The following is a 25952-nucleotide window of genomic DNA, read 5'->3' as shown; positions in this document are numbered from 1 at the left end:
CCGCCTCACAAGGGTTTAAGTCGGCCTGGAACCGAGGAGGGACGCCGGACGCGATCGGCGGCCGCCGGAACGGAGAATCAGGATGACCATTCAAGGCGAACAGATCATTGGACACGCCATCGCCAAGGGAAGCCAAGGCGAGGTCTTCGGCGTCGACGCGGCGACGGGCCAGGCGCTGCAGCCGGCCTTCGGCGGAGCGAGCCCGGCCGACCTGGAGCGCGCCTGCGCCCTGGCGGAAGCCGCCTTCGATCCGTATCGCGAAACCTCGCTGGAAGAGCGCGCGCGTTTCCTGGAGGCGATCGCCGACGAGATCTCAGGCCTGGGCGATGAGCTGATCGAGCGCTGCTGCCTGGAAAGCGGCCTGCCGCGCGGGCGGGTCGAGGGCGAGCGCGGGCGCACGATGGGCCAGCTGCGCCTGTTCGCGGGGGTCCTGCGCGATGGCGGCTATCTCGACGCGCGTATCGACCCGGCGCTGCCCGATCGCCAGCCCCTGCCGCGCCCGGACCTGCGCCTGCGCAACGTGCCGCTCGGCCCCGTCGCCGTGTTCGGCGCTTCCAACTTCCCGCTCGCCTTTTCCGTGGCCGGCGGCGATACGGCATCGGCGCTCGCCGCCGGCTGCCCGGTCGTCGTCAAGGCGCACTCGGCCCATCCCGGCACCTCCGAGCTCGTCGGGCGCGCCGTCGCCAAGGCTGTCCAGTCGTCCGGCATGCCGGAAGGCACGTTCTCGCTCCTGTTCGCGGCCGAGCGCTCGATCGGCGAGGCGCTGGTGGCCGATCCGCGCATCAAGGCCGTGGGCTTCACCGGCTCGCGCGGCGGCGGCACGGCGCTCATGAAGATCGCGGCCGCGCGGCCCGAGCCGATTCCGGTCTATGCCGAGATGAGCTCGATCAACCCGGTTCTCCTGTTCGGCGGCGCGCTGCGTGAGCGCGGCGCGGAGATCGGCCGTGCCTTCGTCGCTTCGCTGACGCTCGGTGCCGGTCAGTTCTGCACCAATCCGGGCCTGGTTCTGGCCATCGAGGGCGAAGGGCTCGACGCGTTCCTCAGCGCGGCGGAAGAAGCCCTGGTGGCCTCGCCCGCCGCCGTGATGCTGACGCCGGGCATCCATTCGGCCTACACGAAGGGCGTCGCGGCCGTGGAAGCCCACGGCAGCGTCGCGACCGTGGCCAAGGGCCAGGCAGGCGAGACGCTGCGCGGCCAGGCGGCCCTGTTCCAGGTGTCGGCGGCCGATTTCGCCAAGGCGCCCGAGCTGCAGGAGGAGATGTTCGGTGCTGCTTCCATCGTCGTCACCTGCCGCGACGCCGCGGAGATGGCCGAAGTCGTCAGGGCCTTGGAAGGCCAGCTGACGGCCGCTCTTCACATCGTGGCGGCCGACCATGGCGACGCGCGCTCGCTCCTGCCGCTTCTGGAGCGCAAGGCGGGCCGCATCCTCGTCAACGGCTTCGGCACCGGCGTCGAGGTGGCCCATGCCATGGTGCATGGCGGCCCCTATCCCTCCACGGCGGACGGGCGCTCCACCTCGGTCGGCTCCAAGGCGATCGAGCGCTTCCTGCGCCCGGTGTCCTACCAGAGCCTGCCGGACGCGCTCCTGCCCGACGCCTTGAAGGACGCCAACCCGCTCGGCCTGTGGCGCCGGGTCGACGGCCGGATGACCGCGCCGCAGGGCTGATCGCGGCTCGGGGGGGCGGGCCCGGCAGGGGGCGCCCCTCGGCGCTTGGTGCGGCTTCGCTCAGGCGGCGCGGGTGCGGACCTGGTTGCGGCCCCCCGATTTCGCCTCGTAGAGCGCCTGGTCGGCGCGCTGGAGAAGGTCCTCCGAGGTCGCGATGCCGCCGAAGGCCCGCCGCGAGGCGACGCCGATGCTGATCGAGACGACGCCCGCCTCGCTGTCCTCGTGCAGGATCCGGAGCGCGAGCACCGCGCGCCGGAGCGCTTCGCCCCGCGCCAGCGCTTCCGCCAGGGGAACGGCGGGCAGCACCACGGCCATCTCCTCGCCCCCGTAGCGCGCGCCGATCTCGTCGCCGTGCCGGATCGAGCCGCCGACGGCTTTCGCGATGGCTTCCAGGCACCGGTCGCCCGCCGGGTGACCGTAGCGGTCGTTGAAGGCCTTGAACCGATCGACGTCGATCAGAAGCAGGCTGAGATCCCCCTCGCTCTCGCCGCTCCGCTCGAAAGCCTGCCGCAGGTGGCGGTTGAAGGAGCGGCGGTTGGCCAGATGCGTCAGCTCGTCCGTGTCGGCAAGCCGCTCCAGCTGGCGGCTGGTCTGCGCCAGCTCCTCCTCCATGCGCTGGCGCTCGTCGACGTCGCGCATCGACAGGACGAACCCGTTGTCGTCGGCCATCGGCTGGCCGGAGATTTCGACCCAGATCGCGGTGCCGTCGCGGCGCCGCACCCGGTAGCGCACGCCCCGGATGTTCCGGCGCGCCTGGATGTCGCGCACGACGCCCTCCACAACCTCCCGGTCCTCGGGAAGGGTGATCTCCACGGGAGAGCGGCCGATCAACTCTTCCGGCGCGTAGCCGAGAAGGCTGCGGCTCGCCCCGGTGACGAGCGTGCGAAGGCCCGCCGGATCGATGCAGGAAATCATGTCCGCCGTGTTGTCGGCCACCAGACGGAAGCGCCGTTCGCTGGCCGCCACCGCCAGCTCGGCCGCCTTGGCGTTGCCGAGCGCCTCGGCCGCCGCGTCCAGCAGCGACCCCAGCCGGCGGAACTCGGGCGCCTGCCAGCTGTGCATGCCGGTGCGCGTGCCGAAGTCCCCGGCGCCGATGCGCCGGGCCGATTCCGACAGGAGCGCGATCGGGCGCAGCTGCATCCAGTAGGCCAGAAAGGCCGCTCCGCACAGCGCCGCCACCAGAACCACCGCTCCCATGGCCAGCGCCCAGCGCATGCGCCATTCCACCGTGGCGAAGACGCTTTCGGGCGCGACCCCGACCGCGAGCACCAGGCCCGCCGTCCGGGCGCCGTCGATGGGCTGGAAGCCGTAGATCTGCGGATGGCCGAGGAGATCGTGGGTTTCGAACGTGCCGCCCTCGAACTGTCGCAGCGTTTCGCCCAGAAGCGGAAAGTTGCCGACCGTGGCGCCGAAATCCGTCACATGCGGCCAGTTGACGAGGATGCGCGAGGTTCGCGGCTGGATGATCATGGCCGACCGCCCGTTCGCGCCGGCGATGTCCTCGATATCCTTCTCGATCAGGGACAGGTTGAGCGAGGCGAAGACCGCGCCCGCCGGCTTGCCGTCGGCGCGCGGCAGAAGGCGCATCGCGACGGCGACCGTCGGCTTGCCGCTGATCGGGCCGACCATGAAGTCGCCGACCACGAACTGGGGGCCGCGCGCGGCGACGGCGCGCTGCGTCAGGCGCCGGTCGCCGAAGACGGACCCCTTGATCCCCTTGCTGTGGCACTGGATGACGCCGTCCGGCGAAATCACGCCGATCGTGTGGAACTGCGGGCGCGACGCCTTCAACCCGGCCAGGAGCGAATCGCAGGCCGGCTGTTGGATGTCGTTGAGCTGCGACATGTGGCGCAGCGCCGACAGGAAGCCTTCGGCCTGCTCGAAGATGCCCGACAAGCGCGCCGCACCGAGCTGCGCCTGGTTGGACATGGCCCGCTTGGCTTCGACGTCGGCGTCGGAATAGGACACGGTGAGGCCGGCCGCGATCAGGCCGATCAGCGGAAGCATCGCGGTCGCGATGAGGATCATCAGCCGAACGCGCACGTCGAAATCGCGTAGGAATCTCATCGCCGAACCGCTGCCATGCCTTGCGCTCCCCTTGAACGGCAAAGCGTTCCTCCACCCAAGGATGGGAACGATAGCCCCGAGGGTTTAAGGATGTTCGAAGCCGGGCGCGTATTCCACCGCGGCTGAACGTGCGATGTCGGGGAAGCGTTCGCGCATTTCGCCCGCCTGCCCTATCGTGGCGCCTGCCCCGCCGTCGGTTCGGATCCATGCATCCCGGCCGATGGCATTCGAGGACAGCGCCGATGTCGATCCGCAACCTGGACGCCCTGTTCGAGCCCCGCTCCATCGCCCTCGTGGGCGCCAGCAACCGGGCGGGCTCGGTGGGCGCCGTTCTGGCGCGCAACCTCTTCGGCTCCGGGTTCCAGGGGCCGGTGATGCCAGTCAACCCGCGCGAAAGCTCGATCCGCTCGGTGGTGTGCTACCCTTCCATCGCCGAGCTGCCGGTGGCGCCCGACCTCGCGCTGGTGGCAACGCCCGCCGCCGGCGTTCCCGCCGTCGTGGACGAACTGGGCGCGCGCGGCGCGCGGGCGGCCGTGGTGATCTCCTCCGGCTTCGACGAGGGCAGCCGCGCCGCGCTGCTGGCGGCGGCCCGGCCCCATCTTCTTCGCGTCGTCGGGCCCAATTGCCTCGGCGTGCTGTCGCCACCCGCCTCCCTCAACGCGAGCTTCGCCCATCTGACGCCGCGCGCGGGCGATCTCGCCTTCGTCAGCCAGTCGGCGGCGATCACCACCACCGTTCTCGACTGGGCGGACGTACGCGAGATCGGCTTTTCGCACGTGATCTCCACCGGCGACATGAGCGACGTCGATATCGGCGATCTTCTCGACTACCTGGCGCTGGACGCGCGGGCCCGCGCGATCCTCCTCTACGTCGAGACGATCACGGACGCGCGCAAGTTCATGACCGCCGCGCGCATCGCGGCGCGCACCAAGCCGGTGGTGGTGATTAAGGCGGGGCGGCGCGCGGGCGCCGTGCGTCAGGATCCGTTCGGCCGTGCCGGCGCGCAAGGGGCGGACGACGTCTACGACGCCGCCTTCCGGCGCGCCGGCATGCTGCGCGTCGGCTCGCTTCGCGAACTCTTCGAGGCGGTGGCCACGCTCGCCACGGGCCTGCGCCTGAAGGGCGACCGGCTGAGTGTCGTCACCAACAGCGAGGCCGCCGGCATCCTCGCCATGGACGCGCTGGCCGATCTCGGCGGTCGCCTCGCGGTGCCGACGCCGGCGCTCGCTGAGCGTCTCGCGGGCGTGCTCGTCCGCCCCTTCGCCTCCGCCGGCCCGGTCGCCCTGCCGCCGGACGCCGGTGCCGAGGCCTATGCCGGCGTGCTGGAGGCGATCCTCCGGGACGGAGAACAGGACGCGGTTCTGGTGATGAACTGCCCGCAGGCGATCGCCGACGGGACGCAGGCCGCGCGCGCCACCTTGGAGCGGGGCCGCGAGTTCCGCCGTACGCCGATCCTCACCTGTTGGCTCGGCGAGCGCGCCGCGCGCGGCGCGCGGCGCCTTTTCGCCGCCAGCAGCGTTCCGACCTACCAGACCCCGGACGAATCCGTTCGCGCTTTTCTGCAGCTCGTCACCTATCGCCGCAACCAGGATCTTCTGATGGAAACGCCGGCGGCTGCGCCCGCCGCCCTGCGGGGGCGCGGCGCGCAGGCCGATGCGATCCTCGACGGCGCGCTTGGCGTCGGCCGTACCGTCTTGAGCGAGCCGGAGACACGGGCGTTCCTGTCGGCCTGGGGCATTCCGATCGTGGAAACGCGCACGGCGCATGGCGGGGAGGAGGCGGCCGAGCTGGCCGAGGCGATCGGCTTTCCGGTGGCGCTGAAGATTCTATCGCCGGACGTCGCGCACAAGTCCGACGTCGGAGGCGTCCGGCTCGATCTGGGCAGCCGGGCCGCGGTCCTGGAGGCGGCCGAGCGCATGGTCCTCGAGGTCGCCCGGTTTCGCCCCGGCGCGCGCATCGAAGGGTTCAGCGTGCAGCGGATGATCCGCCGCCCCCATGCGAGCGAGCTGCGCCTGGGGCTCGGGGCCGATCCGGTATTCGGCCCGGTTCTTCACTTCGGGCAAGGGGGCACGGCGGCCGAGCTCCTGGCCGACCGGGCGATCGGCCTGCCGCCCTTGAACCGGGTCCTGGCGCGCGACATGATCGAGCGGACCGCCGTGTCGCGCCTTCTTCATGGATACCGCGACCGACCGCCGGCCGATCTGGAGGCGATCGGCGAGGTGCTCGTCACCCTGTCGGAGATCGCCGCCCGGCACGGCGCGGTGGCCGAGATCGACATCAACCCGCTCCTGGTGGATGCGGGCGGGGTCCTGGCGCTGGATGCGCGGGTGGTCCTGCGCGAGACGGTCGAGGACGGAACGGCGCGTTTTGCGATCCAGCCCTATCCCGCCGAGCTGGAAGAGGAGGTCGCCTCGCGCCGCGCCCGGTTTCACCTGCGCCCGGTCCGGCCGGAGGACGAGCCGGCGCTGGTGCGCATGCTGGAGCTCAGCGACCCGGAGGACGTGCGGCTGCGCTTCTTCGCGCCGATGCGCCGCATCGGCCATGCCTTCGCCGCCCGCCTGACGCAGATCGACTACGCCCGCGAGATGGCCTTCGTGGCCGAGCGGCCCAAGGGCGAGGAGGAGGGGGGCGAGGCGGGCGCGATCCTCGGCGTCGCGCGCCTCATCGCCGACCCGGACGGCGAGCGCGCCGAGTTCGGCATCATGGTGCGCTCCGACCAGAAGGGGCGCGGCCTCGGCCACATCCTGATGCGCACGCTTCTCGCCTATGCCGCCCGGCGCGGGGTGAAGGCGGTGTTCGGCGAGGTGCTGGCGGAAAACGCGGCCATGCTCGCCATGGCCCGCGCGCTCGGCTTCACCCAGAGCCGCCATCCCGAGGACCCGACGCTGCGCCATGTCGAGATCGCGCTGACGCCTCCCGAGAGCTGAAGCGCCGGCGAGGTCTTAGAGACTGTTTCGAAACTCCGCCGGGTCGGCTCGCCGGTTCTTTTCGCCGTTCGCTTCGTTGCTTCGGGGCGAGCCACTGGTCTCGCCCGTCCATCGGACACTCGCCGATGCCACCGGTATCGACTGCGCTCGACGCCGAGCCGGACGACGAAAATCCCTCGTCGATCCTCCGCCGGGGACTTCCGAAACAGTCTCCTAGTCCGACTTGCGCAGGCCGCGGCGCACGAAGCCGGCTGAAACGCTGCGGGTGAGCTCGGTCTCGATCTCGTGCTGGCGGCGGGCGAGGGTGCGGATCGCCAGAAGGAGATCGCCCCCCGCCTGCGCCACGACCTCGTCGACCACGGCATCGAGCTCGTCATGTCGGGCGGCAGCGTGCATGGGAAACCCTCGTGTCCATGATTCGATGAGGGCGACCATGGCACGTCGCGCGAGGGCGCAGGACCTACACGCCGCGCTCTGTCCACCGCTTTCGCAAGGATGTGGATTTCAGGCGGGGGAGGGGTTCCGTGTGGCGCCCGGGACGATGCACCCGGCGATTCGGGTGAGCGCCGCGACGACGCCGGAAGGCGGGTAGGGCTTGGGCAGGAAGAGCCCGCCCTGCGGCAGGTCCTCCTCGCGCGGCCGCATATGGCCGGAGGTGACGATGATGGACACCGGCGGCCAGCGGTCGCGAACGGCATGGGCGAGCCTCAGCCCGTCCATGGCGCCGGGCATGTCGACATCGGTGAACAGGACGCGGATGTCGGAATTCCCCTCCAGAAGCCGGATCGCCTCGTCGGCATGGCTCGCCCCATAGGCCTTGAAACCGGCGTCCTCGACGAGATCGAGCGCGTCGAGAAGCAGGAGCGGCTCGTCCTCGACGACGAGCACCGCGATCGGGGAGGGATGGAAGGATTGGGCCATGCGGGCAACGACGCGAGAACGGTTTCGGGGCGCGACGGGTGTTCCCCCGCGCCCTTCGGGCATGTCGTATCGTCTAGGGCAAGGAAGGTTCCCATCCCGTGAAGAAGGGCGTCGATCCTGCGCTCGATCCTTCGCCGCCAAGTCGGCCGGTTCGCGGCTGCCAACGGTTCTTCAAGCTTCGCACGATAGAATTTGGCGGAGGTCTGCTATAGCAGTGCCCGCCAAACGGGCTAGATCGTTGCGTGTAGTCCACGCGCGCTGCGCGAAAAGCCACCCGAACCGGAGACCGATGCATGGATCCCAGCCTCTACACCGGAACCAAGTGGGGCGTCAGCTCGGCAGCCGGCACCGGCGGCGGCGTCGTCAGCTGGAGCTTCAACCTGTCCGGTGCGAGCCTTTACACGTTCGACGCCGCGATCGCGGGCGGCGCACAGGCGCTGATCCGCGCCGCGTTCGACGTCTGGGAGCGCATCGCCAACATCGACTTCCAGGAGGTCGCGAGCGCGGCCGCCGATATCCAGCTCGGCTGGGACAGCTTCGACGGCGCCTATGGAACGCTGGCGCAGGCGTCCTGGACCTACCAGGGCGGGCAGACGGTGCAGGCCGAGATCGCCTTCGACACGGCCGAAAGCTGGGCGCCGTTCGACGCGGGCGGCTCGTCGTTCTTTCTCGTCGCCGTCCACGAGATCGGCCACGCGATCGGGCTCGCGCATACCGCCGACCCGGCCTCGATCATGTATCCCTATCTCCAGTCGAACGCGCAGCTTTCGCCCGGCGACGTCACCGCGATCCAGACGCTCTACGGCGCGGCCCATTCGGGCACCTATGCCCCGATCGGCTCCGACGAGCGGATCGGGACGGCGGGCGCCGACAGGCTGGAAGGCACGGCGAATGCGGACTTCGTCCACGGGCTCGAAGGCAACGACGCGATCTTCGGATATGGCGGGGCGGACACGCTGTTCGGCAACCAGGGCAACGATACGATCAACGGCGGCTTCGGCAACGACGTGATCTACGGCGGCAAGGACGACGACGTCGTGTTCGGCGAGCAGGGCGACGACACCGTCAACGGCAACATGGGCAACGATACGGTCTATGGCGGCAAGGGCAACGATCTCGTCCACGGTGGCCAGGGCAACGACGCCGTGTTCGGCAATATGGGCAACGACACGCTCTATGGGGGCCTCGGCGACGACACGCTGACGGGCGGGGCGGGAAGCGACAGGTTCGTGTTTCTCGCCGGTCATGGCCGCGACGTCGTCACCGACTTCAGCGCGGCCGAGGGCGACCGGCTGGATTTCGACGGGCAGACCTACACGGCGAGCGAAGCGGGCGGCTCCACGATCCTCGCCCTGTCGGGCGGCGGCGTGGTGACGCTTCTGGGCGTCACGGGCGCGAGCTTCGAGGCGGCAATCGCCTGAGGGCGATCACGGCTCGATCGCCGTCTGGGGCAGCACGAATGGAACGGACGGGGGCGGGACGACACCGACCCGCAGCGACACGCCGAAGACGCGGCGAATCGTTTCGTCGCGCATCACGCGTCCCGGCGGCCCGTCGGCCGCGATGCGCCCGCCCGCCACCGCGATCATCCGGTCGGCGAAGCCGGCGGCGAGGTTGAGGTCGTGGAGGACGGCGACGACGCCCCCGCCCCCTCCCGCGAAGCGGCGGGCGATCCGCAAGACGCCGAGCTGGTGGCGGATGTCGAGGCTCGACACCGGCTCGTCCAGAAACAGGAAGCGCGCCGATCCGTCCGGCGAGACCGGCTCACCGATCTGGCAGAGAACGCGCGCCAGATGGACGCGCTGCTGCTCGCCGCCCGACAGTTCGCCGTAGAGCCTAGCGGAAAAGCCGGCAAGGTCCACCTCGGCGAGCGCTGCCCCGATCGCACCTCCCTCCCGCGCCCGCCCGCCCGCTTCCAGCCCGAGCCGCACGACCTCGGCCACGGTGAAGGGAAAGGCGAGCCCCGAGCCCTGCGGCAGCACCGCGCGCCGACGCGCCAGGATGGCAGGGTGGAGCGTGTGGAGATCTTCGCCCGCCCAGCGCACCGTTCCACGTTCCGGCCGCATCTCGCCCGTCATCAGCTTCAGGAGGGTGGACTTGCCCGCCCCGTTGGGGCCGACGATCACGGTGAGCGCGCCGGGCTCGACGCCAAGCGACACCGCCTCGATCACCGGACGATGGGGGTAGCCGAAGCCGGCCTCGACGAGTTCGATCATGGCCGTCTTCAGAAATCGGAAAGCGCGCGGCGGCGCAGGAGGATCCAGAGGAACACCGGCGCGCCGATGGCCGCCGTCAGGATGCCGATCGGCAGTTCGGCCGGGGCGACGAGGAGCCGCGCCGCCATGTCGGCGAGAAGCAGGAGGATCGCGCCGCCGAGCGCGGCATTGGGCAGGAGATGGCGGTGATCGGGTCCGAAACCGAGGCGCAGGAGATGGGGCACGACGATGCCCACGAACCCGATCGTGCCCGACACCGCGACGGCTGCGCCGGTCGCCAGCGCCACGACGAGGATGGAAACGCGCTTCAGGGCCTGGACGCGGATGCCGAGATGGAACGCCTCCGCCTCGCCGAGCACGATGCCGTTGAGACCGCGCGCCAGAAAGGGCGCGGCGAGAAGCGCGAGCGCCATCATCGGCCCGGCCGCCCAGAGCTTGGTCCAGTTGGCGCCGGCGAGGCCCCCGAGGCTCCAGAAGGTGATGTCGCGCAGCTGATTGTCGTCGCTCATGAAGACGAGGAGCCCGGTGCCGGCGGCCGCAAAGGCGCCGAGCGCGATGCCGGCCAGAAGCAGGAGCGCGACCGAAGAGCGGCCGCCCCGCGTGCCGATCCGGTAGATCAGGAGCGTCGCGAGAAGCCCGCCGCCGAAGGCCGCGAGCGGCAGGGCATATGCGCCGAGGAGCGCCGCTGCGGGCGCCAGCACGCCGCCCGACAGGACGATGGTGGAGACCGCGCCGAGCGCCGCCCCCGACGACACGCCGATGAGGCCGGGGTCGGCCAGCGGGTTGCGGAACAGCCCCTGCATCACGGCGCCGACGAGCGCCAGCGAGGCCCCGACCAGGGCCCCGACGAGAGTGCGCGGCAGGCGGATCTGCCAGACGATCACGGCATCGGCCACCGGCACGCCCGGCGCATGCGGCCCGGCGAGGAGGATCGCCGCGACGCGGGCCGGTGCCAGCATCGCGGGGCCGGTGCCGAGCGAGACGATGAAGACGGCGACAAGGGCGAGCGCCAGGACAAGCGTCGCCGCCCGCGCCCGCGATCGCCGATCCCCGGCAATGGCGGGCGCCGGCAGGCTTTGAGCGTCAGCGCGCAACGGCGGCCGCTTCCAGCCCGGCATCCGGGTAGAGCCGGCTGGCGAGATCGCGCAGGGCGGCGGGAAGGCGCGGCCCGAAGCCCAGGAGATAGCCGGCGTCCATGCGGATCACCGCGCCGGTCTGGCCTGCCGGGGTCGCCTTCAGGGCGGGGATGGCCAAGGGGTCGCCGCCCCCCGGCCCCGCCCGGTCCAGCATCAGGATCACGTCGGGCTGGAGCGCCGCGGCCGCTTCCGGCGACAGGGTCTGGTAGCCCTTGGCGTCGGCAAAGACGTTCTCGGCCCCTGCAAGTCGGATCACGGCGTCCGCGCCCGTTTCCTGGCCGGCCGCACGCGCCCGCCCGTCGGCGAGCGAGAGGATGAAGAGGACGCGCTTGCGCGCGCCCACCCGACCGAGATCGCGCTCGAGCCCACCGAGCTCGTCCTCCATGCGCCGGGCGATCGCCTCGCCCTCCGCCCCGCGGCCGACCGCGAGGGAGACGACGCGCACCTTTTGGAGAAGCTCGGTGATCGTATGGCCGCTCGGCACGTGGGTGACGGGAACGCCGGCGGCATCGATCAAGGCGACGGCCTCGGGCGGTCCCGCCCCGTCCTCCATCAGGATGAGGTCGGGACCCAGCGACAGGACGCCCTCGGCCGACAGCGCGCGCATGTAGCCGACATTGGGTTTTTGCGCGAGGGCTTCGCGTGGGAAGATGCTGGTCGTGTCGACGGCGGCGATCCGGTCCGCCTCGCCCACCGCGTAGAGGATCTCGGTCACCGCCCCGCCGATCGAGACCACGCGTTCGGGCGGCTCCGCGCGGGCCGGGGCGGCAAGGGCCATGGCGGCCGTGATGACCAAGGCGGCGATCGTGGTTCGCATGACGCGTTTCTTCCCCGCGTGTCGGATTCTCCGGGGACTAACGGCCAGTCGCGATCCGCGTCAAGGCAATAGTTACAGTCTGGAATTGTTCGAATATTCAAGCCGGTCTTGGAATTGTTATCATTCCATTGCTTTCAGGGCACATGAGCGAACCATATAGGGAATAATATTCAAATATTCGACTCCTCGTCCCTGCGCGGCGCTATAGGGCAAAGGCCTGAAGTGTCGGATCGAATACATTGGAAACGTTCTGATCTCCGATCCATCGAACTTCGGCGCGGTGCTGATGTCGAAGGATCCCGTCCCATGCGTTGCTTGAAGGTTTCTCTATCTCTGGGTGTCGCCGCATCGGCGATGCTGGCATCCGCCACGCTGGCGCAGGATGCCCAAACGAGCGACGACGCCATGAACCTCGAAGCCGTGGTGGTGACGGGGGGCGCCCAGGCCTCCGAGCCGGCGGGAACGGTGACCACGACGACCACGGGCCGCACCACGCTCGACGATCGCCAGATCGACGACATCGGCGATATCGGCCGGACGGAGGAAGCCGGCGTTTCCTTCAACCGGGTGAACAACAGCCTCAACATTCGCGGCCTCGACGGATCGCGCGTCCTGACCACCGTGGACGGGGTGCGCGTGCCCTATCTCCTGGACGCCACGCGCGGCGCCAGCGGGGGCATCGACACGATCGACTTCAACGCCCTGTCCTCGCTCGACATCACGCGCGGCGCCGATCCGCTGCTCGGCTCGGGCGCGCTCGGCGGGGTCCTCGCGGTGCGCACGCTGGAGCCGGGCGATCTCCTGCTCGGCGGCCGGCGGATCGGCGCGCTGTCGAAGAGCGGCTACGATTCCACCGATCGGAGCTGGTTCACCAGCAACGCGGTGGCGCTTCGCGCCGGCGACACCACGGCGCTTCTCCAGGGCAGCTATCGCGGCGGCCACGAGACGGACAGCCAAGGCACGATCGACGCGATCGGTCCGGCCCGCACCGAGCCGAACCCGCGCGATTACGACACCTACAGCCTTCTCGGCAAACTCTATCAGGACATCGAAGGCGGCCATCGCCTCGGGATCACCGCCGAGATCTATCACCGCCAGGACGATTTCGAGACGCGCACGACGCAGAGCGAAACCGGCACCTATCGCCGGGGCGACCATTTCTCCGGCGAGGAGGTGGAGCGCCGCAAGGTGGCGCTGAGCTACGACTACGAGGCGCCGGCACGGGGCGAGGGTTTCCTCGACGAGGCGCGTGCCGTTCTCTACTACCAGGGCATCGACCGCAATTCCACGGTGGACGCACGGCGTACCGGGACCTTGCCCGGCATCTTCACGCGCGACAATTCCAACGAGGAGGAGGCTTTCGGCTTCAACGCACACGCCGCCAAGGACTGGCAGCTCGGCAGCCTCGATCAGCGACTCGTCTTCGGCACCGAGCTGCGAACCGCCAAGACCACGCAGTATTCCGCCGGCATCGACGGCTGCCTCGTCACCCCGAGCAACCGCTCCTGCGGCAATCTCCACACCAACCAGGCCGACACGCCGGAGGTGGAGAGCAACCTCGTCGGCCTGTTCGCCGAGAACGAGACCCGCCTCTTCGGCGATCGCCTGCGCCTGACGCCCGGCATCCGCTTCGACTGGTACGAGAACACGCCGGAACTGACGCCGGAGTTCGAATCGAGCGCCGCCTACGACGGCACGCTGCCCGATGCCTCCAGCGACACGGCCGTGTCGCCGAAGTTCCTGGCCGAATACGACGTCGCCCCCGGTCTCACCCTCTACGGGCAATGGTCGCGCGGCTTCCGGGCGCCGACGGTCGGCGAACTCTATTCGCGCTTCGGCGCGGTCGGCACCTATCTGCGGATCGGCAACGAGGATCTGGAGGCGGAAAGGAGCAACGGGTTCGACGCCGGCATCCGAGCTGGCGACGAAGACCTCGGCGGCCGGCTTAACGTTTTCACCACGCGTTACCGGAATTTCATCGATACGGTGACGCTGGCGCCTCCGGGCGGCCTCTACCCGCAAGGGGGCGTGTCGTCCTACGAAAACATCCCCGACGCTCGCATTTCGGGCGTCGAGTTCGCCGGCCACGTCCGCTTCCTCGATCATTGGCGCGCCCGTGCCTCGCTCGCCTATGCGGAAGGGCGCAACCTGACGGACGACACCTATCTCGATTCGGTGTCCCCGCTCACCGCGATCTTGGGTCTCGGCTACGAGGAGCGCTGGTGGGGCGGCGAGGTGTCGACCAAGCTCGCCGCGCGCCGCGACAAGGTGGACGACGGGTTCAAAGCGCCGGGATACGGCGTCGTGGACCTCACCGCCTGGGTCGAGCCGGAAGCCCTGCCGGGCCTCAAGATCACCGGCGGAATCTTCAACCTCTTCGACAAGACCTTCTACGACGCGGTGAGCGTGCCCGACAGCCGATCGCAACCCGATCTCTACTATTCCGAGCCCGGCCGCGCCTTCAAGCTCAACGCGATCTACAGGTTCTGAGAGCGCTTTCCCGACAGGCCTGAACGGTCGTCATCGTCCTGCGGACGCTTGGCTCGCGGCGAAGCGCTTTCGCTCCGCGCCAGCATGGCTTGTCGCGAGCCGAAATCGCTTGCCTGCCGACCATCCAACCCAGGTGGAAAACGCCCTAGGCGGCGAGCGCGCTCCGGATCTGGTCGCGCCCGCAGCGCTTGGCCTCGTAGAGGCAGGCGTCCGCGCGCCGGGCGAGGTCGGCGATCCCGGCATCCTCCAGCTGGCGCACGGCGACGCCGAACGAGGCCGTCTGGCTGGCCGAAAGACCCTCGCGGCTCCAATCGTGCGCGGCCATGGCGTTGCGCAGGTCGATCGCGACCCGCTCGGCACCCAGCCCCAGGCGTCCGGGAACGTAGAGGACGAATTCCTCGCCGCCTGGGCGCCCCGCGAGCGCGCCCGGCGGCAGGACCTGCCGGATCAGGTCGGCGAAGGCGATCAGCACCCGGTCGCCCGCATCGTGTCCGAACGTGTCGTTGACGGCCTTGAAGTGATCGAGATCGCAGGACACCAGACCGTCTCCCGGCTCGCCGCCGATCCGGGCGACGGCGCTTTGAAGGCCCCGCCGGTTGAGAAGGCCGGTGAGCGGGTCCGCGTCCGCGTCGCGGCGGTAGCCGGCGAGCATGTCGGTTGCGATCGCCAGGAGCGCGGCGATGGCGAAGGCGAGTCCTGTCAGAAAGGCGCTCGCCTGCATCAGGTAGGCGTAGTCCGTATCCGCGAACGAGGCGAGGGTGCCGCCCGGCGCGGTGAGCGGCGCAATGGCGGTGCGAACGAGATTGTCGACCACCACCAGCCAGGATACCGCGATCACCGCACGGTCGGCCGGGGTGGGCGGCCAGACGCGAACCAGGAGAAGCGCGAACGCGACTTGCCCGGCGCATCCGATGTCGGAAAACAGAAGCTCGAGGGGAAGGCTGTCCAACCAGAGAACGGCGATCGCGGACGCGGCGATCACCGCGAAAAGGAAGGCCAGCCGCGCCCTTGCAAATTGCCTGACCCCGTAGCGCGCGACGAGCGCTTCGCCGAAGCAGAAGAAGGCGGTGGCAAACAGCGTGTCGGCGGCGAACGCCACAAGGGGAACGGGCAGAACGGGCAGAAGCGCGGGCACCGCGAAGGCCGCCCCGCTCAGGATGAAGCCGAGGCCCCAGAACCTTGCCTCCACCGGTGCGCCGGCCCGGCGCGCGCAAAGGAACAGGAAGCCGAACGCGCCATGGATCAGCGGGATCGTCCAGGCGAAATCCTCGCCCATGGTTCAAGCCTTCCGTTGCCGATCCGTTCGTTGCGCAGCTACCGTTCTGCACCCCGAGCGGTTTCGGAAGGATTGAGACACTCCCGAAAGCTGGAACGACCGCCGAATCGGACCGATCCGGCGGCTTGGCCCCGATGCCTCGCGCGTCAGCGCAGCGGGACTTCGCCCTCGTCCTCGCCGTTCCAGAAATGGATGCGGGTGGCATGGACCTTGATGAGGACGATGCCCGGCGTGTCGATCCCATCCTTGAACCAGTAGTCGAGATCCTTCGTCCAATGGGCTTCGAAAGCGCCCTTGTCGCGGATCAGCTCGGCATGGCCCTCCACGGAGATGAAGAGCGGCGGCTTGCCCAAAAGCCCCTTTTTGCCCTGGAAGCCGAGACCGACCTTGGGGTCGCGCTCGATGTCGGACACGGTGCGCGCCGCTTCATAGGTGAAGAAATACGAATCGCCCTCGTAGGCGACGTCGCCGTTGTTGCTCATCGGCCGGGCCGCGATCTCGCCGCCTTGCGTGCGCGTGGACAGCATGCAGAAGTCGATGTCGCCCATCGCGTCCGACAGGTCTTTCAGCGTCATCTCGCCCATTTCGGGTCTCCCGTGTCTCGGATGTCCTTCCAACGCGCGAAAGCGCGATCCGGCTCCGCTTCGGGTCAGCCGGACGTCACGGCACGTCGGGATTTTCCTTGATCGGCATGTCGTCGAGGATCGGAACGGTCTGGCGCTCGATCATCCGGTGGACGCGGGGGCGCTCGGTGCCCCGGTGCAGCGCCAGGAGCCGCTCGTAGATCACGGCATCGGCCTTGGTGCGGCGCATGTTGTGCCGGACATACTCGACCCAGGTCGGCACATGATAGGTTTCGGTCCAGATCTCGGGATGCTCGAGGTCGCGCAGGAGCGACCATTGTCGTGCCCCGTCGCGGATGCGGATGCGCCGCCGCTCGGCCATGGCACGCAGGAAGGGCTGCACGTCCCCTTGCGCGATCTCGTAGTCCACCATCACCATGATCGGACCGGAGCGCGAGCGAAGGTCGAGCCGGACCGAGGGTTCCTGGAACTGGCCGAGCGGGTCGAGGTCGAGCGACACGAGGGCCGGCACGGGAAAGCGCAGGCCCACCACCGCCCCGAAGGCGAGCGCTGCGGCGGCAAGGCTCAGCGCCATCGCCGGCCCGTAGGCATGGGCCGCCACGCCCCAGAGCCAGCTGCCGAGCGCCATGCCGCCGAAGGTCGCGGTCTGGTAGATCGACAGGGCGCGGCCGACCACCCAGCGCGGGGCCGACAGCTGCACCGTGACGTTGAAGAGCGACAGGGCGAGCACCCACGAGGCGCCGGCCGGCAGCAGTCCGAGACAGCTGATCCATGTGCTCGAACTGTTGGCGACGATGAGCGCGCTCGCCCCGAAGCCGAGGAACGCGCCGCGCACGATCGTCTCGCTGGCGAAGGCCTCGCGAAGGCGCGTGTTGAGGAAGGCGCCGCCGATCGCGCCGATGCCGAAGGAGCCGAGGAGGATGCCGTAGGTCGTCGCCGTGCCGGACACGAGGTCGCGCGCCACCAGCGGCAGGAGCGCCAGCATCGCCACCGCGCCGAGGCCGAACAGGAAGGCGCGCCCGATCGCCGTGAGGAGGTTGGGCGACATGGCGACGAAGGACAGGCCCGCCCCCATCGCCTGCCCGAAGCTTTCGCGCGGCAGGCCGATGGGCGCGCGCGGGCGCTTCCAGGCCAGAAGCGTCAGGATGATGGGCAGGTAGCTGACGGCGTTGAAGGCGAAGGCGCCTGCGGCCCCGGTCAGGGTGACGAGGAAGCCGCCGATCGCGGGTCCCACCGAGCGCATCAGGTTGAAGGCCATCGAGTTCAGCGTGACGGCGGAGGGAATGTCGCCGCGCGGCACGAGATCGCCGATCGAGGCCTGCCAGGACGGATTGTGGAGCGCCGTGCCGCAGCCGATCAGGAAGGTGAGGCCGAGAAGCGTGTAAGGTCCGAGCTGCCCGCTGAAGGCCAGCCAGGCAAGAACGATGGAGGTTCCCATCATCAGCCCCTGCGCGGCGATGAGGATGCGGCGCCGATCGAAACTGTCGGCGAGCGCGCCGGCCGCCAGCGAGAAGATCATGATCGGCAAGGTGGTCGCGGCCTGCACCAGCGCGACCATCTCGTCCGAGGCGCCGATCGTCGCCATCATCCAGCCGGCGCCGACCCCCTGCACGAGGCCGCCGAGATTGGACACCAGAACCGCCGACCAGAGAAAGCGAAAATCCCGACTGCGAAAGGGCTGGGTCAGCGAAGACGACAAGCGGCGGTTTCCTGGACTGCGAGAACGCGGACGGCGGCAAGGGAGCGGTTTTGGCGCTTCGCCGCTCGGCTTCCCACCGTCCTGAACGCAGTTATAGGCGCGAATGCGGTGACTTCGATGCGCAAAGCGCGGGCCGACCGCTCACGGAGCCGCCGGGCGATAACGGGGTTCACGTCGCGCCGAGGCGAGCCGCGACGAGATAGGGCGCTGTCAAGGTCCGTTGGCGGGCCAACTCGGCGGCGAGCGCCGGATCGGCCGTGCGCCGCGCTTCCTCGGCCGAGAAGCGCAGGAGGCCGTTCGGGCAGTAGCGCTCGTCGTCCCAGCCGGGATGGTCGAGGACGGGGTAGAGGCAGATGCCCTCCACCGGCACGCCGAGGCGCATGGCGGCGCGCGTCTCCTGCGCGACATAACGCAGCCATTCCGCGCGACGCTCGCCCTCCGTGCCCGTTTCGGCGATGAAGATCGGGCGGCCGTAGCGGGCATAGGTTTCGGCGAGGATCGCGCGCAGCGGCTTGTAGAGCGGATGGCCCCAGTCGATCGGCGGGCCACCGTGGATCCACTGGTTGTTGTAGTAGTAGTTGACGCCCACGATATCGAGCAGCGCCTCGCGCCCGCCGATCTGCGGCCAGGCGCGCCCGGCGATCATGTCCCAGGCCTGGAACTGGGCCTGCCGGTGACCTTCGGCATGCGCCGCCTCGTGCGGGCGGCCGGGATCGGTCGCGACGTTGATGACGGGGTCGGCATGGACGAAGCGGGCGCTGGGATCGACCGCCAAGATCGCTTCCATGGCCGAGATCGCGGCGCGCGACAGCTGCACCTTCAATTCGTGTGCCCGGCCGTGGAAGAACGGGTTGAGATAGCCGGCGTCGCCCCCACCCCAGGCGAAGAAGGAAATCTCGTTCACCGGGGCGTAGAACGGAACGCCATCCGTGCGCGCCCCGATCCGCCGCGCGGCCTCGGCGGCGAAGCGCGTGAAGCGCGTGACGAATTCGGGCCGCCAGATGTCGAGATCGTCCGGCCAGCCGTAGTGGAGGATGTCCCAGACGACCTGCGTTCCCGTGGTCTCGGCCGCCGCGAGCTGCGCCTCAAGGCTCGTCCAGTCGGTACGGCCGGGTTCCGGCTCGATCAGGTGCCAGCGCAACCCGTCGCGCACCGTGCGGATGCCGTGGCCCTGGAGCGCGCGGTAGTCGGCGCCGGCGAAGCGGTCGTGGTAGCTCGCCGCGATCATGTCGATGCGACGCCGGTCGTGGGCGCGGCGATGGGTGGAGGATTCGAACCCGCCCTGGAAGAAGGAGCGGAAGAGAGTGGGCACCGGGGGAGCCGAGCGGGCTTCCGCCAGCACCTCCTCGAACAGCGCTTCCCATTGGCGGATCACGACGGGGATGGCGTAGGTCCGCTCGACCGTCTCGCGCAGCGCGGCACCGAGTCGCCCGGCGCGCGCGGGGTCGGCGAGAAGCCCGAGCACGGCCTGCGCCACGGCCTCCGGACTTTCGTGCGGCACGAAGAGACCGCTTAACCCCTCCTCGATCTGCTCCAGCGTCCCGTTGTCGGCGGTGGCGACCACGGGCAGGGCGGCGGCGCCCGCTTCCGCCACCACATGCGGCATACCCTCGCCGCGCGACAGCCAGACGAAGACGTCGAGCGCGGACAGGAGTTCGGGTACGTCCGCCCGGTCGCCGAGGAAGCGCAGGGCGCTGCCGAGACCCAGCCGCGCGGCCTGGAGTTTCAAGGCGTCGGCGTATTCGGGTAGGAACGCGTCCGGCCCGCCGATCACCAGAAAGCGCGCGTCGGGGCGCGCCTTCAGGACGAGCGCGGCGGCGTCCAGAAAGTCCTCCACCCGCTTCTTCGGATCGAGCCGCCCGACCCAGCCGATCACCGGGGTTCCGGGCGCGAAACCGAGAGTCTGCCGCATGCGATCGCGGTGAGCGAGGTCGAAGACGCCGAGATCGACGGCGGACGGGATTTCCAGCGCATGATGCTCGCGGCCGGCCATGCGCGAGGCGGCGGCATCGCGGATGGTGCGGCAGACGCCGACATAGCGGTGGGTGAAATGCTTCGGCCCGCCGAGCGCCTCCGCGACGAGGCCGCCGTGCTCGATCAGGGGCGGGCGCAGACGGAGCCGCTCCAGCGCCGGGTAGATGTCGGCGACGTTCTGGCAGGACACGACGAGATCGTATCCCGGCACCTTGCCGGCGAGATAGGAGACCGTGTCCTCGAAGGAGAGCGTGTAGGGCGTCCGGTCGACCGAGACGCCCAGCGCTTCGAGCTGCCGGTGCGTCTGCTCCGGCATGCCGTCCTTGCGAAAGCAGGCGACGACGTCGATTTTGTAGCGCCTGGGGTCGAGATGCTCGGCCAACAGCCGAACCTCGGTTTCCTCGCCGCCCACCACCAGCCAGGCGAAGACGAAGAGGATGCGGACCGGCTCGCCCCTTGCCTCCATTATTCAGCGACCTGGAAGACGACCTGGAGGAAGTCCGGCCGCTCGGTGACGAGATGGGCGAGAAAGGCCGGCCCGTCGTCGAAGGGCACGACATGGGTGATCAGCTGCGAGCGGATGTCGTCGCCGCGTGTCTCGAGGAGCCCGATCGTTTCCTGCGCCAGACGACGCCGGTTCCATTCGAAGCCGAGGCCGCGCGGCACGCGGTTGATCTGCGCGCAGCGAAGGTTCAGCCCGTTGTGGTGAAACTCCTCGCCAAGCCGCACCGCGCCCGCTCCGCCCTGGTAGAAGGCGAGGTCGATCACCGTGCCCTGAGGCCGGAGAGCACGGAACGCGGCGTGGAGGCTCCGGTCGTCGGCGCGCGTCTGGAAGACGAAGTCGGCGCCTCGGTCTCCGCCGCCGTGGTGCCAGTTTGCCTTGGCGTAGGCCCAGGCTTCCTCCTCCTCCATGGCGGTGAAGCCGAGCGCCTCGATCCGGGCGCGGCGGAAGGGCGAGGGGTCGGCGACGACCACCTCGGCCGCACCGGCGCGCGCCGCGAACAGCGCCGTCAGGAGACCGACGACGCCCCCGCCGATGACGAGAACCGGACGGCCGGCAACACCCTGCCCCAGGCGCTCGACATGGGCGCCGGCGAGTTCGGCGTCGGCATGGAGGATGCCGTTGGCCGCGATCGGCCCCATCTGCGCGACATAGATGCCGAGCATCGGGTCGATCCCGGTTGGCAGCTTGACGAGGAGGTCGTGGAACGGATCGGCCGTGTGGCCGCTCTTGTGGGCATAGGTCGAGGCGACGACCTCGCCGGGCCGGAAGCCGCCGGCGCGCGATTCGGAGACGCGCCCCACCTCCATGTAGCCGAGGAAGGGCACGGGGAAGTGCTGCCCCGCCTCGCCGGGCACGAAGACGCCCCGCCCGCCGTCCCAGCGCGAATGGAGATAGGGGTTGGTGTTCTTGTAGAAGGTCAGCTCCGTACCGGCGGAAAAGCCGGTGTAGAGCGTGTCGAGCCGCACCTGGCCCTCGTCCGGCGGTCCCTCCTCGTATTGGAGGAAATAGGCCTCGCCCGGCCGCTCGACGCCGAGCGATCGGATGTGGCGGTGGCCGGGCGGCAGCCCCGCCGGGGGCTCGTGCCGGGGCTGGGGGCGAAGGGGCTGAAGAGGCGCACGGCTCAAGGCCGGATGTTTCACGGGAATCACGTCACCGCTGCGCGCGGACTGCGAGACCGCCAGCGCCAGACGGTGCGTCGCCAGGGCGTCGGCATAGGTGCAGCGGATGTGGTTTTCGCGGCCCGCCACGGCGTCGATGAAGTCGCGGTCCTCCCGCCAGACGGGGTCGCCGTCCGCCCCGCGCACCGGGCGTCCGCGACCGACATCGACCATGATGTCGTGGTCGGTCAGCTCGATCGCCAGCTTGTCGGCGAAGATGTGGAGGCCGACGCGGTGGTTCCAGCCGAGAAGGCAGGTGGAGGCGACGTTGGCGACCGTGCCGTTCTCGAAGGTGAGCGTCGCCGTGGAGGTGGTCGGCACGTCGAGCCCGGGAAACTCGCCGCGCTCCTTGTGGCTGGCGCGCCCGTAGACTTCCGTCACCTCGCCGACCAGGAACCGCGCGAGGTCGAGAAGGTGCGTCGCCTGCTCCACCATCTGCCCGCCCGAGCCCGCCTGCTTCCACCACCACTCCGGCGGCGGCGTCGAATCCAGCCAGTAGCCGGACAGGAGCTGGGCGGGATTATCGGCCAGAAGCCGGCGCGCTTCGTCCACCGTGTCGAGATAGCGCCAATGGTAGCCGACGCCGGTGACGAGACCCTTGGCTTCCACCTCGGCCGCGATCGCCTCTGCGGTCTCGATGTCGAGCGCCACCGGCTTTTCCACGAAGAAGGGCAGGCCGCGTTCGATCGCGGCGCGCTCGGGGCCCCCATGGGCGAAGGGCGGGATGCAGATGTAGACGGCGTCGGGTGCCACCGCGTCCATCATGGCGGCGGCGTCGGTGAAGGCGCGCGCGCCGAAGCGGTCGGCGGCACTTTTAGCGCGAGGCAGGTCGGTGTCGGCGAAGCCGACGATCACGACGTCCTCGAATCCTTCCAGGATGCCGAGATGCCGGTGGGCGATGCCGCCGGCCCCGATGAAACCGATGCGCGTGGGCGTCATGGGGCGATCCTTGGCTGTGTTCGACGATGAGGGAGAAAGGCGACGGTAGAGCGCGGCGGTCGCCGCGCCCATGGTCTGGGCGCGAAAGCGGGCCGTGAAGCGCTCGTGCCCGGCGCGGCCCGCGTGGGCCATAGCTGTGGGGTCGGCGAGCGCTTGCAACAGGGTCTCGCCGAGGGAGGCTGCGTCGCCCGGCTCGGCGAGCCAGCCGGTGATCCCATCCACCACCGCTTCCGCGGTTCCCCCGATGCGCGTTCCCACCACGGGCCGCCCGGCCGCCATGGCTTCCAGGACGGCGAGCGGCAGGCCCTCGAAGAGCGACGGGAGGACAAGGAGATCGGCGGCGAGAAGAAGGTCGGCAACGTCACCCCGCTCCCCAAGGAAGCGGACGGCGTCTCCGAACCCAAGGGCGCTCGCCTGCGTCTCCAGCGCGGCTCGAAGCGGGCCGTCGCCGGCTACGAGGCAACGGAGGCCGGGATGACGACGGATCACGGCGGGGAGGGCGCCGAGAAGCGTGGCATGGCCCTTCTGTTCCGTCAGTCGGGCGACCGCGAGGAGGACGGGCGCGTCTTGCGCGATCGCCAGCTCGCGGCGCATGACCTCGCGGGTGCGCCGGGCGACGGGCGGGCGGATGCCGTTGCGGATCACGTGGGTGCGGGCGGGATCGATGCCGGCCGCCATGAAGCTGTCGGCGGCGCTCTGCGAGACGCAGATCACCCCGTCCAGCGTCGCGACGCCTTCCAGGTATTCCGCCCGCTGCGCCGGGTCGGTGAGGACGAAGGGCAGGTGCTCGGTGCGCAGGATCGTGGCGACGCCGGCCTCGCGCGCCGTCCGTGCCAGGGCATGTCCCTCCCAGCCGATCCCGGCATGGAGGTGGAGGATATCGGGGCGGAAGCGGGCGAGCGCCCCGGCGAAGGAGGCAGGATCGCCCGCGTCGAAGGGAAGGCCGGCGATGTCGAGCCCCACTGCGCGGGGCCCGAGACCGGAGCGCGGATCGGCGGCGACCGCGACGTCGAAGTCGCCGAGTTCGCCGGCCAGCGTCAGCATGTGCTCGCCGACGCCGGACGGCAGGAGGCTGTCGGTGGCGACAAGGACGCGAAGGCGGCGGCCCGCCGAAGGGGCTCGGCTCAAACGGAGGGCCCCGCCGTGACGCTCGCCGCCGCCGCGCCGGCGCCCGCCGGCTTGCCCGTCATCCGCGCATAGGTGGCGAGCGCCTGCGCCACGACCTGATCCATGTTGTAGTAGCGATAGGTCGCGAGGCGCCCGACGAAGCTGACATCCGGCGTGGCGTTGGCCAGCGCCTCGTAGCGCCGGTAGAGCGCCTGGTTCTCCTCGCGCGGCACCGGGTAGTACGGATCGCCCTCGTCGGAGGGGAACTCGTAGGACAGGCTGGTCTTGTCGTGGCGCTGGCCGGTCAGGTGCTTGTATTCGGTGATGCGCGTGAAGGCGACGTCCTCGCCGGGATAGTTCACGACGCCGACCGGCTGGAACTCGGGCCTATCGTGCGTTTCGTGCCGGAAGGCGAGGCAGCGATAGGGCAGGCGCCCGAAGCGGTGGTCGAAGAACTCGTCCACCGGCCCGGTGAAGACGGTATGGCCGACCTCGACCGTTTCGCGGATGTCGCGGTGGTCGGTGGAAAGGCGCACCGTGATGTTGGGGTGATCGAGCATGCGCTCGAACATCGCGGTGTAGCCACCCTCCGGCATCGCCTGGAAGCGGTCGGTGAAGTAACGGTCGTCCGTGTCCGTGCGCGCCGGCACGCGGGCGGTGACGGAGCGGTCGAGCGCCGAAGGGTCGAGACCCCATTGCTTGCGCGTGTAGCCCCGGAAGAAGGTTTCGTAGAGTTCGCGCCCGACGGCGCCGACCACCTCGTCCTCCGCCGTCAGCGGAACGGCGACCGGCTCGGCGCGCGCCTTCAGGAAGGCGGCGGCGTCCGCGTCCGATCGGAGGTCGCAGCCGAAGAGCGCGTTCAGGGTGGTGCGGTTGATCGGGATCGGCAGGAGCTTGTCGCCGACCCGCGCCAGGACGCGGTGCTCGTAGGGGCGCCAGCCCGTGAAGCGCGAGAGATAGTCCACCACCTTCGGGCTGTTGGTGTGGAAGATGTGCGGCCCGTAGCGATGAACGAGGACGCCGGCCTCATCCAGGTGGTCGTAGGCGTTGCCGGCGATATGGTCGCGCCGGTCCACGACGAGGACGCGTCGGCCGGAGCCTTCCGCCAGCCGCTCGGCCAGAACCGCGCCGGCAAAGCCCGCTCCCACCACCAGCGCGTCGAAGCGCTCGCGGCGCGGCTTGGCATGAATGGCGGGCAGGGACGGCTCGTCGTTGGCGGGATGGGCGCCCGCGCGCCGGGCGGCGAGGATCGCCTCGTCGAGAATGGCCGCCATCGCCCCTTGCGTCCGGTCCCAGGACATGTCGGCCAGGAGCGCGTCGGCCTCGTCGCGCCAGCGGCCCGTGGCCCCGAGGGCGAGCGCGCGCTCGCAGGCCGCGACGAAGGCGGGCGCCTCGCCCGCGATCCCGACGCCTTCCAGCGCGCCGTAGTGGCGCACGACGTCGGCGACCGGCGTCGACACCACCGGGCAACCGCCGGCGAGATATTCCGGCGTCTTGGTCGGGCTGATGAAGCGCGTCGCCTCGTTGATGGCGAAGGGCATCAGCGCCACGTCCCAGCGGGCGAGATAGGCCGGCAGCTCGTCGTAGCCTTTCCCGCCCAGCCAATGGAGGTTCGCGGCGCGGGGCAGGTCGGCCGGATCGATCTTGGCGACGGGGCCGAGCATCGCAAGCGTCCAGTCGGGCCGGGCGCTCGCGACAGCGGCGATCAGCTTGAGATCCAACCGCTCGTCGATCACCCCGTAGAAGCCGAGAACGGGGCCGGGAAGGGCTGCCTGATCGGTGGGCGGAGGCAACGTGCCGGCGCGCGCTCGGCCGAAATGGGCGACGTCCACCGAGGAGGGGAAGGGGTGGATGTTGGCGTGCCGGTGGCGCTTGGCCTCGAAAAGGCTCCAGCCGCCGGTGAACACGGCGTCGGCGCGCGCGAGGAGTTCCCCTTCCAGCGCGACGAGGCGCGGATCGGCGAAGCGGAAGGCGCTGAGCTCGTCCATGCAGTCGTAGACCACGGCCGCCGCCGGCACGCCTCCAGCGAAGGCGAACATCATCGGCGTGTAGAACCAGAGAACCGGCGGCGCCGCCATCGCCGTGTCGACCAGCATGGCGAGAAGCTGTGCCAGCCCCGCCTCGCGCTCCTCCAGGCTCCACCAGTGCGGCAGGCGCGGGCGGAGCGCGATGACGCCGTCAGCGGGGAAGGGGTGGAATTCGAGATAGGGCAGCGGGTGGTCGCAGGGGATGTGCTCCTCGAAGAAGAAGACCTTTCGGTCCCCGGCGAAGCGGCGCATCAGGTGTTGCGGGCGCTGGGTGACGAAGTCCCAGCGCAGATGCGAGAAGCAGATGATCGGGGGGTGGTCGGATTGTGGTTTGACGCCGTCGCCGAATCTGGCTCCCGATGGCCCGGAAGCGGTCGCAAACTCTGGCGTCATCACAACCCCTCACATGGTGGGCCCGGACCTAGCCGATCCCGGACGCATTCC

The 25952-nt window shown here is 70.0% G+C and carries 16 protein-coding genes; 4 read left to right on the top strand and 12 right to left on the bottom strand.

Annotated features, from left to right (window positions below; genetic code table 11):
- The first annotated feature begins 82 nt into the window (after positions 1–82).
- The gene (locus H7A85_RS13555) at positions 83–1666 is read left to right on the top strand and encodes an aldehyde dehydrogenase (NADP(+)) (protein ID WP_182086478.1); all 1584 of its coding nucleotides are present in this window, start codon (positions 83–85) and stop codon (positions 1664–1666) included.
- A 60-nt stretch (positions 1667–1726) separates the two neighbouring features.
- Here H7A85_RS13555 and H7A85_RS13550 read toward each other — a convergent pair whose 3' ends face one another.
- Entirely contained in the window at positions 1727–3733 is a 2007-nt protein-coding gene (locus H7A85_RS13550) for a diguanylate cyclase (protein WP_182086477.1), read from the bottom strand.
- A gap of 242 nt (positions 3734–3975) precedes the next feature.
- On the opposite strand from H7A85_RS13550, the gene H7A85_RS13545 reads away from it, so the two are divergent.
- Entirely contained in the window at positions 3976–6660 is a 2685-nt protein-coding gene (locus H7A85_RS13545; RefSeq protein ID WP_182086476.1) for a bifunctional acetate--CoA ligase family protein/GNAT family N-acetyltransferase, read from the top strand.
- 213 nt (positions 6661–6873) lie between these two features.
- Here the strand turns inward: H7A85_RS13545 and H7A85_RS13540 are convergent, their stop codons facing one another.
- Positions 6874–7056: a hypothetical protein gene (locus H7A85_RS13540; protein ID WP_182086475.1), complete on the bottom strand. Its 183-nt coding sequence runs from the start codon at positions 7054–7056 to the stop codon at positions 6874–6876.
- A 108-nt stretch (positions 7057–7164) separates the two neighbouring features.
- Positions 7165–7581, bottom strand: coding sequence for a response regulator (locus tag H7A85_RS13535; protein WP_182086474.1), 417 nt, complete (start codon positions 7579–7581; stop codon positions 7165–7167).
- Between the two features lie 293 nt (positions 7582–7874).
- Here H7A85_RS13535 and H7A85_RS20750 point away from each other — a divergent pair, with 293 nt between their 5' ends.
- Positions 7875–9002 carry a matrixin family metalloprotease gene (locus H7A85_RS20750; protein WP_210270256.1) on the top strand — a complete coding sequence of 376 codons (1128 nt, stop codon included), beginning with the start codon at positions 7875–7877 and terminating at the stop codon, positions 9000–9002.
- A gap of 6 nt (positions 9003–9008) precedes the next feature.
- On the opposite strand, the gene H7A85_RS13525 is transcribed toward H7A85_RS20750, so the two are convergent.
- The 3 genes from H7A85_RS13525 to H7A85_RS13515 are packed head-to-tail and all read right to left on the bottom strand — an operon-like array spanning position 9009 to position 11750.
- On the bottom strand, positions 9009–9797 hold the full coding sequence (locus H7A85_RS13525) for a heme ABC transporter ATP-binding protein (RefSeq protein ID WP_182086473.1): 789 nt from the start codon (positions 9795–9797) through the stop codon (positions 9009–9011).
- A gap of 8 nt (positions 9798–9805) precedes the next feature.
- Positions 9806–10891, bottom strand: a complete 1086-nt coding sequence (locus H7A85_RS13520) for an iron ABC transporter permease (RefSeq protein WP_244631187.1) — start codon at positions 10889–10891, stop codon at positions 9806–9808.
- Complete coding sequence (locus H7A85_RS13515) at positions 10881–11750, bottom strand: ABC transporter substrate-binding protein (protein WP_182086471.1); 870 nt, start codon at positions 11748–11750, stop codon at positions 10881–10883. The genes H7A85_RS13520 and H7A85_RS13515 overlap by 11 nt, the downstream gene beginning before the upstream one ends.
- A gap of 306 nt (positions 11751–12056) precedes the next feature.
- Here H7A85_RS13515 and H7A85_RS13510 point away from each other — a divergent pair, with 306 nt between their 5' ends.
- Positions 12057–14240, top strand: a complete 2184-nt coding sequence (locus H7A85_RS13510; RefSeq protein WP_182086470.1) for a TonB-dependent hemoglobin/transferrin/lactoferrin family receptor — start codon at positions 12057–12059, stop codon at positions 14238–14240.
- 145 nt (positions 14241–14385) lie between these two features.
- Here the strand turns inward: H7A85_RS13510 and H7A85_RS13505 are convergent, their stop codons facing one another.
- The 6 genes from H7A85_RS13505 to glf all read right to left on the bottom strand — a co-directional run bounded on the left by H7A85_RS13505 (position 14386) and on the right by glf (position 25760).
- Positions 14386–15516, bottom strand: coding sequence for a GGDEF domain-containing protein (locus H7A85_RS13505; RefSeq protein WP_182086469.1), 1131 nt, complete (start codon positions 15514–15516; stop codon positions 14386–14388).
- Between the two features lie 146 nt (positions 15517–15662).
- Positions 15663–16100, bottom strand: coding sequence for a pyridoxamine 5'-phosphate oxidase family protein (locus H7A85_RS13500; RefSeq protein ID WP_182086468.1), 438 nt, complete (start codon positions 16098–16100; stop codon positions 15663–15665).
- Positions 16101–16176: 76 nt separating this feature from the next.
- Positions 16177–17799, bottom strand: a complete 1623-nt coding sequence (locus H7A85_RS13495; protein WP_182086467.1) for an MFS transporter — start codon at positions 17797–17799, stop codon at positions 16177–16179.
- 169 nt (positions 17800–17968) lie between these two features.
- A complete protein-coding gene (locus H7A85_RS13490) occupies positions 17969–20239 on the bottom strand; it encodes a glycosyltransferase (protein WP_182086466.1) in 2271 nt (756 codons plus the stop codon).
- Positions 20239–23502, bottom strand: a complete 3264-nt coding sequence (locus tag H7A85_RS13485) for a glycosyltransferase (protein ID WP_280514925.1) — start codon at positions 23500–23502, stop codon at positions 20239–20241. The genes H7A85_RS13490 and H7A85_RS13485 overlap by 1 nt, the downstream gene beginning before the upstream one ends.
- Entirely contained in the window at positions 23499–25760 is a 2262-nt protein-coding gene (gene glf / locus H7A85_RS13480) for a UDP-galactopyranose mutase (RefSeq protein ID WP_182086596.1), read from the bottom strand. Before glf ends, H7A85_RS13485 begins: the two co-directional genes overlap by 4 nt.
- Between the last annotated feature and the right edge of the window lie 192 nt (positions 25761–25952).

The organism is Aureimonas sp. ME7 (assembly GCF_903970965.1).
GTDB lineage: Bacteria > Pseudomonadota > Alphaproteobacteria > Rhizobiales > Rhizobiaceae > Aureimonas.
This window is presented reverse-complemented; position numbering and strand designations above follow the sequence as displayed.